The sequence below is a fragment of the Nocardia sp. NPDC004654 genome, from assembly GCF_040609595.1.
In the GTDB taxonomy this organism is placed as follows: domain Bacteria; phylum Actinomycetota; class Actinomycetes; order Mycobacteriales; family Mycobacteriaceae; genus Nocardia.
The window spans coordinates 386,760-399,725 of the sequence record NZ_JBEXKI010000005.1 but is presented as its reverse complement, the minus strand read 5'-3'; the positions used below and the strand labels follow the sequence as shown (position 1 = coordinate 399,725).

At 65.5% G+C, this 12,966-nt stretch carries 13 protein-coding genes; 6 read left to right on the top strand and 7 right to left on the bottom strand.

Annotated features, from left to right (window positions below; genetic code table 11):
• Positions 1-123: 123 nt before the first annotated feature.
• Genes ABZV58_RS19445 through ABZV58_RS19435 form a run of 3 tightly spaced genes read left to right on the top strand, consistent with a single transcriptional unit; the run spans position 124 to position 3,918 of the window.
• Positions 124-1,965 carry a glycoside hydrolase family 15 protein gene (locus ABZV58_RS19445; protein ID WP_355001519.1) on the top strand — a complete coding sequence of 614 codons (1,842 nt, stop codon included), beginning with the start codon at positions 124-126 and terminating at the stop codon, positions 1,963-1,965.
• Positions 1,966-1,976: 11 nt separating this feature from the next.
• Complete coding sequence (locus tag ABZV58_RS19440) at positions 1,977-3,374, top strand: MFS transporter (protein ID WP_355001518.1); 1,398 nt, start codon at positions 1,977-1,979, stop codon at positions 3,372-3,374.
• 7 nt (positions 3,375-3,381) lie between these two features.
• Positions 3,382-3,918, top strand: coding sequence for a hypothetical protein (locus ABZV58_RS19435; RefSeq protein WP_355001716.1), 537 nt, complete (start codon positions 3,382-3,384; stop codon positions 3,916-3,918).
• Here ABZV58_RS19435 and ABZV58_RS19430 read toward each other — a convergent pair.
• Positions 3,908-4,192 carry an SHOCT domain-containing protein gene (locus ABZV58_RS19430; RefSeq protein WP_355001517.1) on the bottom strand — a complete coding sequence of 95 codons (285 nt, stop codon included), beginning with the start codon at positions 4,190-4,192 and terminating at the stop codon, positions 3,908-3,910. The genes ABZV58_RS19435 and ABZV58_RS19430 overlap by 11 nt on opposite strands.
• A 10-nt stretch (positions 4,193-4,202) precedes the next feature.
• Positions 4,203-4,655 carry a DUF6325 family protein gene (locus ABZV58_RS19425; RefSeq protein ID WP_355001516.1) on the bottom strand — a complete coding sequence of 151 codons (453 nt, stop codon included), beginning with the start codon at positions 4,653-4,655 and terminating at the stop codon, positions 4,203-4,205.
• Positions 4,656-4,990: 335 nt separating this feature from the next.
• Here ABZV58_RS19425 and ABZV58_RS19420 point away from each other — a divergent pair, with 335 nt between their 5' ends.
• Positions 4,991-6,346, top strand: coding sequence for a hypothetical protein (locus tag ABZV58_RS19420; protein WP_355001515.1), 1,356 nt, complete (start codon positions 4,991-4,993; stop codon positions 6,344-6,346).
• Positions 6,347-7,445: 1,099 nt separating this feature from the next.
• Positions 7,446-8,186, top strand: coding sequence for a class I SAM-dependent methyltransferase (locus tag ABZV58_RS19415; RefSeq protein ID WP_355001514.1), 741 nt, complete (start codon positions 7,446-7,448; stop codon positions 8,184-8,186).
• A 46-nt stretch (positions 8,187-8,232) separates the two neighbouring features.
• Here the strand turns inward: ABZV58_RS19415 and ABZV58_RS19410 are convergent, their stop codons facing one another.
• The 4 genes from ABZV58_RS19410 to ABZV58_RS19395 form a co-directional block, all read right to left on the bottom strand.
• Positions 8,233-9,240 (bottom strand): hypothetical protein, encoded by a 1,008-nt coding sequence (locus tag ABZV58_RS19410; RefSeq protein ID WP_355001513.1) that lies wholly within the window; start codon positions 9,238-9,240, stop codon positions 8,233-8,235.
• Entirely contained in the window at positions 9,237-10,571 is a 1,335-nt protein-coding gene (locus ABZV58_RS19405) for a peroxidase (protein WP_355001512.1), read from the bottom strand. The genes ABZV58_RS19410 and ABZV58_RS19405 overlap by 4 nt, the downstream gene beginning before the upstream one ends.
• 17 nt (positions 10,572-10,588) lie before the next feature.
• On the bottom strand, positions 10,589-11,149 hold the full coding sequence (locus ABZV58_RS19400; RefSeq protein WP_355001511.1) for a hypothetical protein: 561 nt from the start codon (positions 11,147-11,149) through the stop codon (positions 10,589-10,591).
• Between the two features lie 111 nt (positions 11,150-11,260).
• Complete coding sequence (locus ABZV58_RS19395) at positions 11,261-11,494, bottom strand: hypothetical protein (RefSeq protein WP_355001510.1); 234 nt, start codon at positions 11,492-11,494, stop codon at positions 11,261-11,263.
• Between the two features lie 17 nt (positions 11,495-11,511).
• Between ABZV58_RS19395 and ABZV58_RS19390 the strand changes: the two genes are divergently transcribed.
• Positions 11,512-11,925 (top strand): SHOCT domain-containing protein, encoded by a 414-nt coding sequence (locus ABZV58_RS19390; protein WP_355001509.1) that lies wholly within the window; start codon positions 11,512-11,514, stop codon positions 11,923-11,925.
• A 101-nt stretch (positions 11,926-12,026) separates the two neighbouring features.
• Here the strand turns inward: ABZV58_RS19390 and ABZV58_RS19385 are convergent, their stop codons facing one another.
• Positions 12,027-12,266: a hypothetical protein gene (locus tag ABZV58_RS19385; protein WP_355001508.1), complete on the bottom strand. Its 240-nt coding sequence runs from the start codon at positions 12,264-12,266 to the stop codon at positions 12,027-12,029.
• Positions 12,267-12,966 lie beyond the last annotated feature (700 nt).

Genomic DNA, 12,966 nt, shown 5'->3' with positions numbered 1-12,966 from the left:
CCCGTTCGGTCTCGTGCGGGCGCACACTGAAGGGGAGCGCTTCCGGACGGGTGGTGTGCGACGTTCGGGCGGGCAGCCCGCGAACTGTGCCACGTCCAATTCACCCTTACCGAAGGAGCGCTTGTGAATGCCTATCCAGCGATTGCCGAGCACGGCATCATCGGCGATCTGCAGACCGCGGCCCTGGTGTCCTCGGCGGGGACCATTGATTGGTGGTGCACGCCCAGGTTCGATTCGCCGAGCGTTTTCGCTTCGCTGCTGGACAGCGAGCGCGGCGGATTCTGCCGGCTGGCCGTGGAATCCACCACCGAGGACGCCGCGGTTCGCCAGTTATATCTGCCGGACACCGCCATTCTCGTCACCCGGTTCATGGCACCGGACGGCGTGGGCGAGGTCGGCGATTTCATGGAACCGATCCGGGAGCCCGTGCCCACCGACCGACACCGGCTGGTGCGAGTGGTCCGCGTGGTGCGCGGAACCCTGACATTCACACTGACCTGTCGGCCCCGGTTCGACTACGGGAGGGCCGAGCACACACTGGAACAGCGCGGCGAACGAACGGCGGTCTTTTACGGGCCGGATACGGACCTGCATCTACAAGCGAGCGATCCGGTGACGCTGCACGCCGAAGACGGCGACGTCACGGCACGGTTCACGCTCTCGCAGGGCGAGACCGCGGTGGTGGTCTTGACGAGCATGGGGAGCGAGGGGCCCGCCCCCGCCGCACCGGAGCGCGACGACACCATCGCCGACCTCGAGCGGTGTCGCCGTTTCTGGCAGTCCTGGCTGCGTTCGTCCACGTATCGGGGCCGGTGGCGGGACATGGTCAACCGCTCGGCGATCACTTTGAAGCTGCTCACCTACCTGCCGACCGGCGCGCCGATCGCCGCGGCCACCATGGGCTTGCCGGAACAGGTCGGCGGCGAACGCAACTGGGACTACCGATACACCTGGGTCCGGGACGCCTCACTGTCGGTGCGGGCCCTGATCGATCTGGGATTCACCGAAGAGGCCTACGCCTTCCGGCGCTGGCTGCGCGACCGTCTCGAGGCCGGCGACACCGCCTCTGGTGAACCGCTGCAGATCATGTACCGGATCGATGGCGACCCGCGCCTGGAGGAAGAGGTACTCGACCACTTGGAGGGCTACCGCGGATCCGCGCCGGTGCGGGTCGGCAACGCGGCGGCCGATCAGATTCAGCTCGACATCTACGGCGAGGCCGCCGACGCCATGGCTCAGTCCTCGGACATCGGCGGCATCTGGGGATGGCGGGTGTTCGCGAATCTCCTCGACTGGCTGACCGAGCACTGGGACCGGTCCGACGAGGGTATCTGGGAAACCCGCGGCGGCCAACAGGAATTCACTTACAGCCGGCTGATGACCTGGGTCGCGTTCGATCGAGGCATCCGGTTGGCCACCGACTACTCCCGGCCCGCGGATGTGACGAACTGGACGCGGGCGCGGGATGCGGTCTTCGCCCAGATCGTCGATCGGGGCTGGAGCTCGAAACGGCAGGCGTTCGTGCAGCACTACGCCACGGACGTGCTCGACGCGTCGCTGCTGCTGATGCCGCGGATGGGCTTCCTGTCGCCGCTGGATCCGGCATGGCTGAGCACTCTCGACGCCATGGACGGCGAACTGGTCAGCGACAGCTTGGTCTATCGCTACGACCCGGAGGCGTCTCCGGATGGCTTGCGCGGCGTCGAGGGCACCTTCAACCTGTGCAGCTTCCTGTATGTCGAGGCGCTCGCACGCTCGGGCCGGTTGACCCAGGCCCGCTACGCGTTCGACAAGATGCTCACCTACGCCAACCACGTCGGGCTCTTCGCCGAGGAGATCGGCCCCTCCGGCGAGCAGCTCGGCAACTTCCCCCAGGCCTTCACCCATCTCGCCCTCGTCGCCGCCGCCATGGCCCTCGACGAACAACTCGACCGCGCCGAAGCCGGATCGGCGACGACCGAATAGGTGAGTAGCCGATGGCCGATACCGGTGCGCTCGCCCCACCCCGCGGGGTGCTGGTTCCGCTGGCACTGGCGCAGTTCATCTGCAGTTTCGCCGGTTCCAACATGAACGTGATGATCAACGACATCAGCGCCGATCTGAACACCACGGTGCAGGGTGTGCAGACCGTCATCACGATCTTCCTGTTGGTGATGGCCGCCCTGATGATTCCGGGCGGGAAGATCACCGACCGGTACGGCCGCAAACGCTGTTTCATGGCGGGTCTGGTCATCTACGGCGTCGGCGCGGTGCTGAGCGCGCTCGCACCGGGGCTCGGCGTGCTGGTTCTCGGCAATTCCATTTTGGAAGGCATCGGCACCGCGATGCTGATCCCGCCCGTCTACATCCTGACCACGCTGTTCTTCACCGAAGCCACCTCCAGGGCAAGGGCTTTCGGCGCGATCATGGCACTGGGCGGGATCGGCGCCGCGGCGGGACCGCTCCTCGGCGGACTCATCACCTCGGGGATCGGCTGGCGCGCGGCGTTCGCGTTCCAAGCGCTGGTGGTCGCGGCGATCGTGCTGCTCGGCCGCCGCATCGTCGATCCGGTGCGCCCGGACCCGACCGTGCCATTCGACATCCTGGGCGCCGTGCTGTCGGCGGTCGGACTGGTGCTGCTGGTCATGGGAATCCTTGCCGCCGACAACGACATCCGGCTCATGCTCGTGCTGATCGCGGCGGGCGTGGTGGTGCTGGTGTCGTTCTTCCTCTCGATCCGCGCGAAGGAGAAGGCGGGCCGCGTGCCGTTGATATCGACAAGCCTGTTCCGCAACCGCACGTCCAACCTCGGTCTCGTCACGCAGAACATCCAGTGGCTGGTGCTGATGGGAACCTCGTTCGTGGTCGCCGCGTACCTGCAAGTCGTTCGCGGTTACAACGCCATTCAGACCGGCGTGATCTTCACCGCGGCCACGGTCGGGCTGCTGGTGACGTCGCTCGGCGCGGCACGGTTGGCGCGCAGACGTTCGCAACGCACCCTGATTATCGCGGGATTTCTGGTGACCATCGTCGGTATCAGCGCATTGCTCGCGCTGGCGGGCCGCTTCGAAACCCCCTGGGCGTTGTCGCCTGGGCTGCTGCTGATCGGGCTGGGTCTCGGCGTGATGTTGACGCCGTCGGTCGATATCGTCCAGTCCAGCTTCGGTGAAGACCAGCAGGGCGAGATATCAGGGTTGTCGCGTTGCGTCTCGAATCTCGGTTCCTCGCTCGGCACCGCCATCGCGGGCACCATCCTGGTCGCGGGTCTGTCGAGTCACGCCTACGCCGCGGCGATGACCACACTCGCGATCATCGCCATAGCCGGCCTCCTCGCCGCCACAGCGCTGCCGCGAGACGACGTGGCGCATCCCGCCGGAGCGTCCGATGCGGTCTGACAACGATGTGTCATCGAGCTCGCACGCGCTGCTGCACGGCCCGCTGTTCTCGCGCACCAGGCCGCTGGATCGCGACAACGCGGCGAGCCGCATCAGCGCCTACATCTACGGCAATGTCCTGGTTCTTGCAGCGCTGGTTCCGGTAACCACGGGCGAGAAGTACGTCGGAATCCTTGTGGTCCTCGGGACGGCGTTGTCCACGTGCGTCGCGCACGTCTTCGCCGAAGCGGTCGGACACAGCGTGCGTCATCGAAGTCCATCGACGCGAGTCGAGACACTGCGCGAATTGCGCAACTCCGTCCCGATTCTCAGTTCGGCGGTACTGCCGTGCGTCGTTCTGGCGATTGGCTGGATCGGATGGGTCGAGCCGAGAACCGCCCAAGTCGCCGCGGAACTCGCTGTGCTGGTCCGCATCGGCGGCATCGTGTTCGTCATCGGTCGGCTCAAAGGCGAGCGCCCGACTCGGGCATCCGTGCTGGCCGCGGTCTTGCTGACGGTGGTCGCCGCGACCGTCGTGATCGTCAAGATCCTGCTCACCCACTGAGGATTCGCGCCTTCTCCGCTTCGAACTCCGCTTCGGTGAGCACCCCTTGCGCTTTGAGTTGGGCGAGTTCTTTCAGCGCCGTGATTCGGTCCATGTCGGTGCCGCCGCTCGGTGGCGGTGTGGGCGGTGGCGCGTATCGGTCATAGGGGTCGGGCTGCGCCTGCTCCTGCGCCGCCCACCGCTCGCCCTGGCGCCGGGAGACCCGGTTCGATACGGCGGTCGCGGTTCCGGAGATCACTGCGGTGCGGGCTACGCCGCGAAGCAATCCTGGCATGACACCCTCCCTATCGACTTTCCGTCTCGAGCAGTTCGAGCGACGACAGCAGGCTTTGCACCGGAATCCGCCCGGAAGCGACGAGCTGGGCGCCCTTGCGGCGCAGTGCGGACGCGAAGGGCGCTGCCCACCTGTTCTCGTAGACCAAGATCGCCGCCGAGCATCCCGGCTGGAGCACCCCGGCTGCTTCGCTGCGGTCGGCCTCGTCCAGGAGGCCTGATCCCGCCTCGGCGAACAGGGTGATGTCCAGGTCCCCTTCGAGGCCCACGTCGGTGATGTCGATTCCGGCGAGGGAACCGTCGGCATCCTTTCGGACGAACGCCAGATCCAGCACTCGAATGATGCCGCGCTCGACGAGGTCGCGCAGCAGGGGAAGCGCCGAACCGTCCGGAGGTCGATCGGCGGGAAATTCGATCACGAGATAATCGACCGGGCCTAACGCGTCGATATCGTTTTCGGTCACGACAACCTCTTTCCATCACGAGAAAGAGCCGTATCAACCTGGCTCGCTTACGGATTGCTCTCGATGCGGCAGCGGTTTCGGTTGGTTGTGCGAGGTGAAGATCGTTCTCGAACGCACCGTATAGGCGGTGCTACTCTCAGGCATAGCGTACGCCGCTGATCAGCCCAGGTCACTGCACCGCAGCTGCGAACTGGACCGTCCAGGGCGCGCCCTCATTTCCACATGGGTGAAACAGGACAGGCTTTCTGTAGACGAGCCCTCCGGACAATTGTGGCGGTTGCCGACCGCGATGCTGCCGAATTTGCCCGAGTCCGTTCCAGGAGTTGGGGATACCGATGAATGCCGACGCGCCCGACGAACGGCTGAACTCCGATGAACGCGCCGAACTCGACCGGCTGCGCGCGGAGGTGGCCGCGTTGCGAGCGGAGCGTCACCGCGGCGCACGGCCGCGGCGGCACGCATGGCGGTGGACGGCCGTAGCGGTCTTGGTGGTGCTGGTCGCCGTGCTGGCGATCACGACGGTGCTGGCCCGGTACGTGCGGAGTCAGATCCTCGACACGGACCGGTACGTGACCACGATGGCGCCCTTGGCCTCCGACCCGGCCCTGCAGAACGAAGTCGCGAACACCACCACCGACGAGATCTTCGCCCGCGTCGACATCGAAGGCATGACCGCGGACGCGCTGGCCGCCCTGACCGAGGCCGTTCCGGCGGTCGAGAACCGGCCGCGCGTCGATCGCGCGGTCGAAGGGCTCGCGCCGGTGATCGCCCAGCAGACACGCGACTTCGTCCACGAGACGGTGCTGTCGTACGTGCGCAGCGACGAGTTCGAGGATCTGTGGCTACAAGCCAACCGCGCGGCTCACACCAAGCTGGTGGCGGTGGCGACCGGTCATGTCGCCGGCCCCGAGTCGGTGACCGTCGACGAGAACGGCACGGTGAGTATTTCGCTGGGGACGGTGATCGAGAACGTGAAGGCACGGCTGCTCGATCGCGGCTTCACCTTCGCCGAGAAAATCCCCGCGGTCGACAAACAGCTCGTGTTGTTCCGATCCCCGGAGCTGGTCCGGGCACAGCGCGCGGTCGACAATCTCGACAAGGCTTCGGTGGTACTGCCGTGGGTGACGATCGCGGTCGCCGTGGCCGCGATCGCCGCGGCGCCCGCGGGCGGCCGCAGGCGCGCCGTGGTCTTCGTCGGGCTCGCGCTCGCGGTGGGCATGCTGATCCTCGCCATCGCGCTGATCGTCGCCCGCGCACTGTATCTGGAGGACATGCCCGCCGACGTGCTGTCACCGGCCGCGGCCACCGCGATCATCGACACCGTGCTCGTGCCGCTGCGGACCGCGCTGCGCGGAGTCGCCGTGCTCGGCCTGGCGATCGCGCTCGGCGCCTACCTCACCGGAGATTCGGCCACCGCGATGCGCCGTCGGTTCGGGCGCGGCATGGACGCAGTGAGGCGATCGCGGCCGCCGAACGCGTTGGAGCGGTGGGCTTTTCGAGCTCGCACGGCGCTACGCTGGACGGTCATCGGCATCGCTGCCCTCGTGCTGGTGTTCTGGGACTATCCCACCGGGCTCGTGGTCGTGTGGATCGTCCTCGGCGCGCTGCTGGCGTTGCTCGCGCTGGAACTGCTGATCCGTCCCGCTGTCGCCCGGCAGCATGCCGAGGTCGCGGAGCGAGCCGACACCTGACCCGCGCGCCTCGTCCTCGGCGATGGCCGGGACTCGCCGGATGGCGGGGGAAACGGTCGGCTGCGGCTCCTGCCGATCGCCGGTGGCCGGTCCGCGAAGATACCGACCGAGCGGGGACTCGTCGAGGGCGAGCGCCTTGGTGATCGTCGCGGCGCCGACCACCACCGCCGACAGCACGAACAGCCAGCTGATCGACGTGAACACCGGCCCGAGCAGTCCGAACCTCGTGTACGCGGTATCGGTGATCCTCGGCAGCACGAGCCTTCCCGCGGCTCGGACGACCGTCAGGCCGGACGCTGTGAGCGCCCCGGTCATCCACAAGACACGGCCGGACAGCTTTCCCATCGTGAGCAGGTACGGACTGATAGTCCAGACGAGCATCCAGACCGCCAGCTCACCCGCGATGGCGAGCGGCACACCGACGTAGCGCAGCCCGGTCAGTTCCCTGATCGCGCCGAGGAGCACGGCCGAGAAGGCAACGAGGAGAAGGACGACGAGCCATCGCCACGCGTTGCGCACCCGGATCGACGGCACGTTCCAGATCTTCGCGTAGATTCGCGCCAGCGCTTTGGCGAACGAGGTGCCGCTGATGAGGACCATCAGCAATCCGACGACTCCGAACGCCGCGAAGGTGGGATCGGTGACCGTGAAGGTGCCCACACCGGACACGAGAATCTCCGTGTCGAAGCCGAGCTGGTCGTTGATCGCCCGACCCGCCAGATCCCAGTAGGGCAGGAAAGACCCGGCGATCAGCACGGGCAATACCGAAGTGAAGATTTGGGCCGCGAGGGTCATCGATCGGTCGACTATCTCGATCTCGACGAACCCGTCGACGATTCGCCGGAGGGTGCGAGGCCAGCCGCTGGCCGATTCCATCCGCGCGGCGAGATCCTTCGCCAGCTTGCCGAACAACCTCGTCGACCGCATATCTCGACTCAACAGCACCCCCGGTGTGTTGTCATCACTTCACGGCGGTGGATTTGTGTAACGTTTGCAGCCGAGAATCAATTCTCTCCCGTATTCGGCCGGTAGTGATCCGGCGTTCGTGCGCACCACTGTTCGGCAGCCATTTCTAGTTGTTTCTGGATACGGAGGCGTTGTGGACTGGGAGTCGTGGCAGCAAAGCTGGGATACGCAGCAGGAGTTCTATCTGCCCGAACGCGAGGAACGATTCCGGGTGATGCTGGATGTGGTGGCCGCCGCGGCGGGGCCGACTCCGCGAGTGCTGGACCTCGCCTGCGGACCCGGCAGCATCAGCCGACGGTTGTTCGCGCGATTCCCGGAAGCGAGATCCGTCGCCGTCGACATCGATCCGACGATGCTCGCGATAGCCCGGGGATCGTTCGACAGGGATTCACGGATCACCTTCGTGACGGCCGACGTGGCCGAACCCGGTTGGATCGATTCCCTGCCGGACGAGTCGTTCGATGCTGTGCTCACCGCGACGTCCTTGCATTGGATGAAAACCGATCCGCTGACCCGCTTGTACACCGACCTCGCGAAATTGGTTCGACCGGGCGGAGTCTTCCTCAATGCCGATCACATGCCCGACCCCGATACTCCACTGCTCAACGCGCTCGACGAAACCATCCAGAAGTCCCATCAGGAACGCGCCCGCATCACCGGCGCACTCGACTTCGAGCAGTGGTGGGCCCAGGTAGGACGCGACCCGGCTCTGGCCGAGGAATACGAGGGTAGCCGCGCGATCTTCGATCAGCACAGCGGGGGAGACGAACATCCGATCGCGTGGCACTGCGCGCGGTTGAAGGAGGCCGGGTTCCTGGAGGCGGGTGTGGCGTGGCGGTCCATCAACGACGCGTTGGTCGTCGCGATCAGGTAGTGATGCCGAGGGGTCGGTGTGCGCGACGGCCGTTTTCGATGCGGCATCACTTCATGAGTGCGAGGTTGCGCCAGAGGTTCGTGAGGCTTTCGGTTCCGCCGAACAAGGTGGTGAAGTTGGTGGAGTCGATCATGACGATGTCGCCTGCGCGGTGGTCGGTGGGCGGCAACCAGATCAGGGTGTTGAACTCGGTGTTGCCTTCGGCGGTGAAGGGGTGCGGTCGGTCGAGGTCGATGGGTTGGCGCGCGAGCAGTCGCACGGATTCGCTCGCGGGCGCGGTGAGGTGGTAGTGCGGGAGGTGGGGGTGGAAGTTGAAAGTGGTGACGTCGTCGAGCAGGTGCAAGGCGTCGCGGTCACGGAAAGTGACAAGTGGCGCAATGGATTTCGTGTCTTCGACGACGGCGGGGCGAAGTCCGTACATATTGCGCACCGGAACGTCGAGGGCTTCCATGAGCGAGCGGGTGTAGGCGCTGAACCGTTGTTGGCGTGGCACCAGCGGGTCGCCGTGGTGTTCGTATTCGACTTGGCGTTGCCGGAGGTCGTCGGTGCAGCCGACGTCGTGGTGCGGCGCGAGGAGCAGGCAGGCGCCTTCGCGTCGCAACCACTCCTCGATCATCGCGATCTCCTCGGGCTTGGCCGCCGCCTGACCCAGGACGTGGTCGAGGCCGAAGACCATGAGGGTGTCCGTGTCGGCGAGGACGCGTTCATCGATGGGTAGTTCGAACCCGGCTTGATCAATGCGCTGGAAGACCGCGACGGGATGGCCGGTGGCTTCTTCGGCGACCTCCTGGAAGCGGAGCGTGGAGCGGTGGAACAGCTCCAACGTTCCGGCGATGCCTTGCAGGAAGTGGGCGGCGTCGTACTCGGGCGTCTCGTAGGCAGGCCAAGTCGCCTGGCGCACTTCGGTCATGGTGGAGAAGCGGTTGTCCAGCGCGGCGGGGTCGCGCTGGGCTTCCCACGGATAGCTCCAGGTCCAATAGATGCTCAATCGGCGTCTGCCTGGCGTGTAGGGGCGTGGCAGCTGGGATTGGTTGTACGTGCGCGCCGCGGTCATAGTGCTACCTCGCTGTCGGCTCGGGTGCAGAGGTAACGCAGGGCGCGAAGACCGGGCATGAAGAAATACGCGCCACCCCTGAGAGTTGTGAATGCCGGTAATCCCTTGATGGTTCGACGAATAGGGCGTTTGGGGATCTTGTATTCCAGGGTGCCGTCTTGATTGCCGATGATCGGATCGCGCTCGTTGCCGAGCTCGTGGAACGTCTTGTCGTTGACCCACACGTTCTGGGCGAACTCGAATTGGCGCACCAGGCTCGCGCACAGCACGAAGGCCGCGATTCCGCGCTCGGCTCCGTCGTCGGGAACGTTTTCGGGAAGGTGTGGTCCGTAGGTGGCGCCGCGGCGGATCAGGCGCCGACGTTGCATGTTCACCGCGGTGTCGCGGGGATTCAGCCTGCGGATGTGCGAACCCAGTGGCGCGGCATAGCCATAGGGGTCCATGTGTTTGTAGCCGAAGTCGTTGTTGCGCTGCATATCGGCCCCGAGTTCGGGATCGTCCTGCTCGGGGGCGAGCACCAAGGGGGCGCCGCTACGCCAGCGGCCCATCAGTTTCGCGGCCAGCAATTCTTGTTCCTCGGGGGAGTCGGCGTGCTCGGCGAGGAAGTCGCGGAATCGCCCGACGTGTTCCTCCAGGCGCCGGTAGGCCAGGTAGGTGCCGTTGCGCGACAACACCTCCGGTTGTGGCAGTTCCACCGGGGGACCGTCCTCGTCGGGGTATCCCAGGATGAATTCCCCTGCTTTGATCGGGGCGCCCGTGCCCGGCGTCGGCTGTTCGCCGGAGCCCTCGATCACCGGCTGCGACAACCGGTCGCGGTAGCCGAAATGGTCGTGCGCGTAATCCAACGGCGGGACCGCCCCGACGTCCAGCGACGACAGCACCGTCACTCCGGCGCGGTCGGCGACCAGTCGATCGTGCGCATCAACCCAGCGTGCGCGCTCGGCGTCGTCACCGGCGAAGAGGATCGCGATCGCGTGCAGATCGTCATCCGCCAACCCGCCGACCCAGTGGTCGGGGTGCGCGAGTCCGGTGTCACCGAGCATGCTCGCCCGCGCTGCCATGCCCTGCCGGAACTCCTCGGGAAACGTCGCCAGCGATTGCTCGGGCACGCCGAGCGCGCGCAGCCCGGTCCAGGTGAACGCGAGTGTCACCCAGCGACGATCGGTGTGCACGGAGCGCTGTACGTCGGCCGCCGAGGCCACCTGGTCGACCATGCCCGACAGCCACGCCCGTCCACCGTCGCCACTGGCGAACGACAGGAACTCGTAGCGTCCGGCCAGCGCGGGCACCCGGGTGAGCACAAGGTGCTGGATATCGTCGAGTTCGAGCATCAACGAACCTCGTGGTTCTACTGCATCTGGTCGAGCATGCCGGAGAACGCCGCCTTGACGCGCAGTGCCTTCTTGATCTCGTCCGCCGTCACATACGGGTACTCGCCGTACTCCAGGAAGCTCGGGAATTGATGCTCACGGAAGAATCTCACGACCGCCTCGGTATTGGTCCTCCAGTCCTCCGGGAACCCTTCGAGGTTCACGAACACGGTCGTGATGCCCGTCGACAAGAACAGGGCGATGGCGTCCTCGACGTACTTGTCGAAGTCGGTGTCGAAGATCCCCTGGTACTGGAAACACAAGCCGTCGCCGAGGTCGAACAGCACCCACCGCAAGTAGTGCAGCCGCAGCGGCGCCAGAACGGTGGGATCTTCCGCGACCGCGGCCTCGATCTGCTTGCCGTACTCCCGGATCGCCGCCTCACGACCGGGTTTGACCTTCGCGATGATCGAGAAGCCGTAATTGGCTGGTGTGCGGGGAAATACCGGCCCGTACCGCCCCTGCTCGAGCGCGAAATAGCCTTCCTTCGGGATGGCCATCGCCTCGGGCTTGGACCAGTCCCCGTCACCTGTGGTCATATCCGCCTCCGTCTCCAGCGGTGTTGGCGGGAACAAGCAGACCGCTCTCCGATGGAGAGTTGTGAAGAAGTGGTCCGCACAACGGCCGATCAGACCGCCTCTTGGCGGTGTTCACACGGCGATTTTAGCAGTCACGATCATCCATACCATTTGCTCGGCAATTTCGCCGAACCCTAGCGCCGACATCGTCGTGCGCCTATTTTCGAACCACACCTTTGCGCTGTCGCCGAAGCGTGGACGAACCACAAAGAAGACAAGAGTTTGTTTTCGATCGAAAGGCCGACCGGCAGTCCGGTTACTCCGCGGCCGGGATCCACGGCTGGCAACGACGCGGAAAAGATCCATCCGAGGAGGTTCACAGCATGGATTCGTTCTGGGATTACGTGTGGTACACGATCCTCGTGTTCGCCTTCGTGGCGTACCTGATCGTGCTGTTCCAGATTCTCATCGATCTGTTCCGCGACCACACCGTCTCCGGCATCGCCAAGGCCCTGTGGGTGATCGCGCTGGTGGTGCTGCCGTACCTGACGGCGTTCGTGTACCTGATCGTGCGCGGGCGGGGCATGGCCCTGCGCGCCCAACAGGCGCAGGCCGAGGCGAAGCAGGCCACCGATCAGTACATCCGGCAAGTCGCGGGCAAGTCTCCCGCCGAGAGCATCGCCGACGCCAAGGCCCTCCGCGACTCCGGTGTCATCACCGACGCGGAATTCGAACAGCTGAAAGCTCAGGCCCTGGGTGGTCCCGTTTCGACACCCAACGCGCCGACCGGCCAGTGACCGCTCATCGAAGACGCTGCGCCGCGTTCTCCACGTCGGAGGCGAGCACGTCGTCGCGCTCAGCGACGCTCAGCCCGCAACCGGTGTAGAAGTCGCATGGCTCAAAGCAGAGCGTATTCGGACTTCACCCTTGCCGGCGTCTGGTCGATGCTTTCGCACCATTGGTCGTGCAGGGTTCGCCAGACTTCGGTGGCGGTGCGGGTCCACTTCGATTCCAGCTCTGCCGCGGCCAAAGCGGGCTTCTCCCTTTCGACTTCGTTGTCCGCGTGTGCGGCGCGGTCGACCAGCTCGCTCCAGCGCTTGAAATCCTGATGTAGTGCGTCTTCGATCGTATCGGGCATTGCAGCTCCTTCGCGTGTGGTAGTGATCTTGTGAATCGGATTCTCGGAAACAGAAGAACGGGTTCCGGCAACGTGGTCGGGTAGCGCGGACCCGAGAAACATGAGCCGCTGAGGCTCGCCGATGCAGCAGTTCTGAAGTTGTGGAAACGCTCGACTGTTCGGCACGCCACGCAATCGTGGGGACCGTCTCGTTATCGCTCTGCCCGCCGCGGTGTCGCGGGGGTCGATCTTCACTATGAAGACGAGAGGGGAGGACTGGGATCGCGAGTGAGTCGATTGCGGACTTCTGCTCGCCGACCTCATGGCAGCTGCGGGGCGTGCGGTCGTGGAGACCTAGCGTCTGCGCGGCTGCCGAACCTTCCCGGCCGCCTCTTTGATATCAGCTTGGTCACAGTTTACGCACAGTCGGTTAACTGTGCATAGAGGAAATGCGGAAGTTGCCCTAGAAAACCGCAGGTGCCGCGCTGCGCCGCCGCACACCCAGCAGGTTTGCCAGCTGCATGTGATACACGTCATGCCAATTCGGGTTGACATGGATGCGGCTTGCCCGCGGCCGGGCGCGGCAGCGAGCACGATGCCGGTGATCGATTCGCCATCCGCGCAGGCTGGCTCCGGCGATCTGTTCGCCTGGTCCAAAGTCGGCCGTCGGCGTTTCGCGGAGATGCGCCAGCCGGACCGTTGCCATACCGAGCCGACAGCC

Excerpts from the sequence above, each read along its gene's own strand:
- ABZV58_RS19405 (WP_355001512.1), bottom strand. The coding sequence starts at position 10,571 with ATGCTCGAACTCGACGATATCCAGCACCTTGTGCTCACCCGGGTGCCC.
- ABZV58_RS19400 (WP_355001511.1), bottom strand. The coding sequence starts at position 11,149 with ATGACCACAGGTGACGGGGACTGGTCCAAGCCCGAGGCGATGGCCATC.
- ABZV58_RS19390 (WP_355001509.1), top strand. The coding sequence starts at position 11,512 with ATGGATTCGTTCTGGGATTACGTGTGGTACACGATCCTCGTGTTCGCC.
- ABZV58_RS19395 (WP_355001510.1), bottom strand. The coding sequence starts at position 11,494 with ATGGATCTTTTCCGCGTCGTTGCCAGCCGTGGATCCCGGCCGCGGAGT.
- ABZV58_RS19440 (WP_355001518.1), top strand. The coding sequence starts at position 1,977 with ATGGCCGATACCGGTGCGCTCGCCCCACCCCGCGGGGTGCTGGTTCCG.
- ABZV58_RS19410 (WP_355001513.1), bottom strand. The coding sequence starts at position 9,240 with ATGACCGCGGCGCGCACGTACAACCAATCCCAGCTGCCACGCCCCTAC.
- ABZV58_RS19385 (WP_355001508.1), bottom strand. The coding sequence starts at position 12,266 with ATGCCCGATACGATCGAAGACGCACTACATCAGGATTTCAAGCGCTGG.
- ABZV58_RS19430 (WP_355001517.1), bottom strand. The coding sequence starts at position 4,192 with ATGCCAGGATTGCTTCGCGGCGTAGCCCGCACCGCAGTGATCTCCGGA.
- ABZV58_RS19420 (WP_355001515.1), top strand. The coding sequence starts at position 4,991 with ATGAATGCCGACGCGCCCGACGAACGGCTGAACTCCGATGAACGCGCC.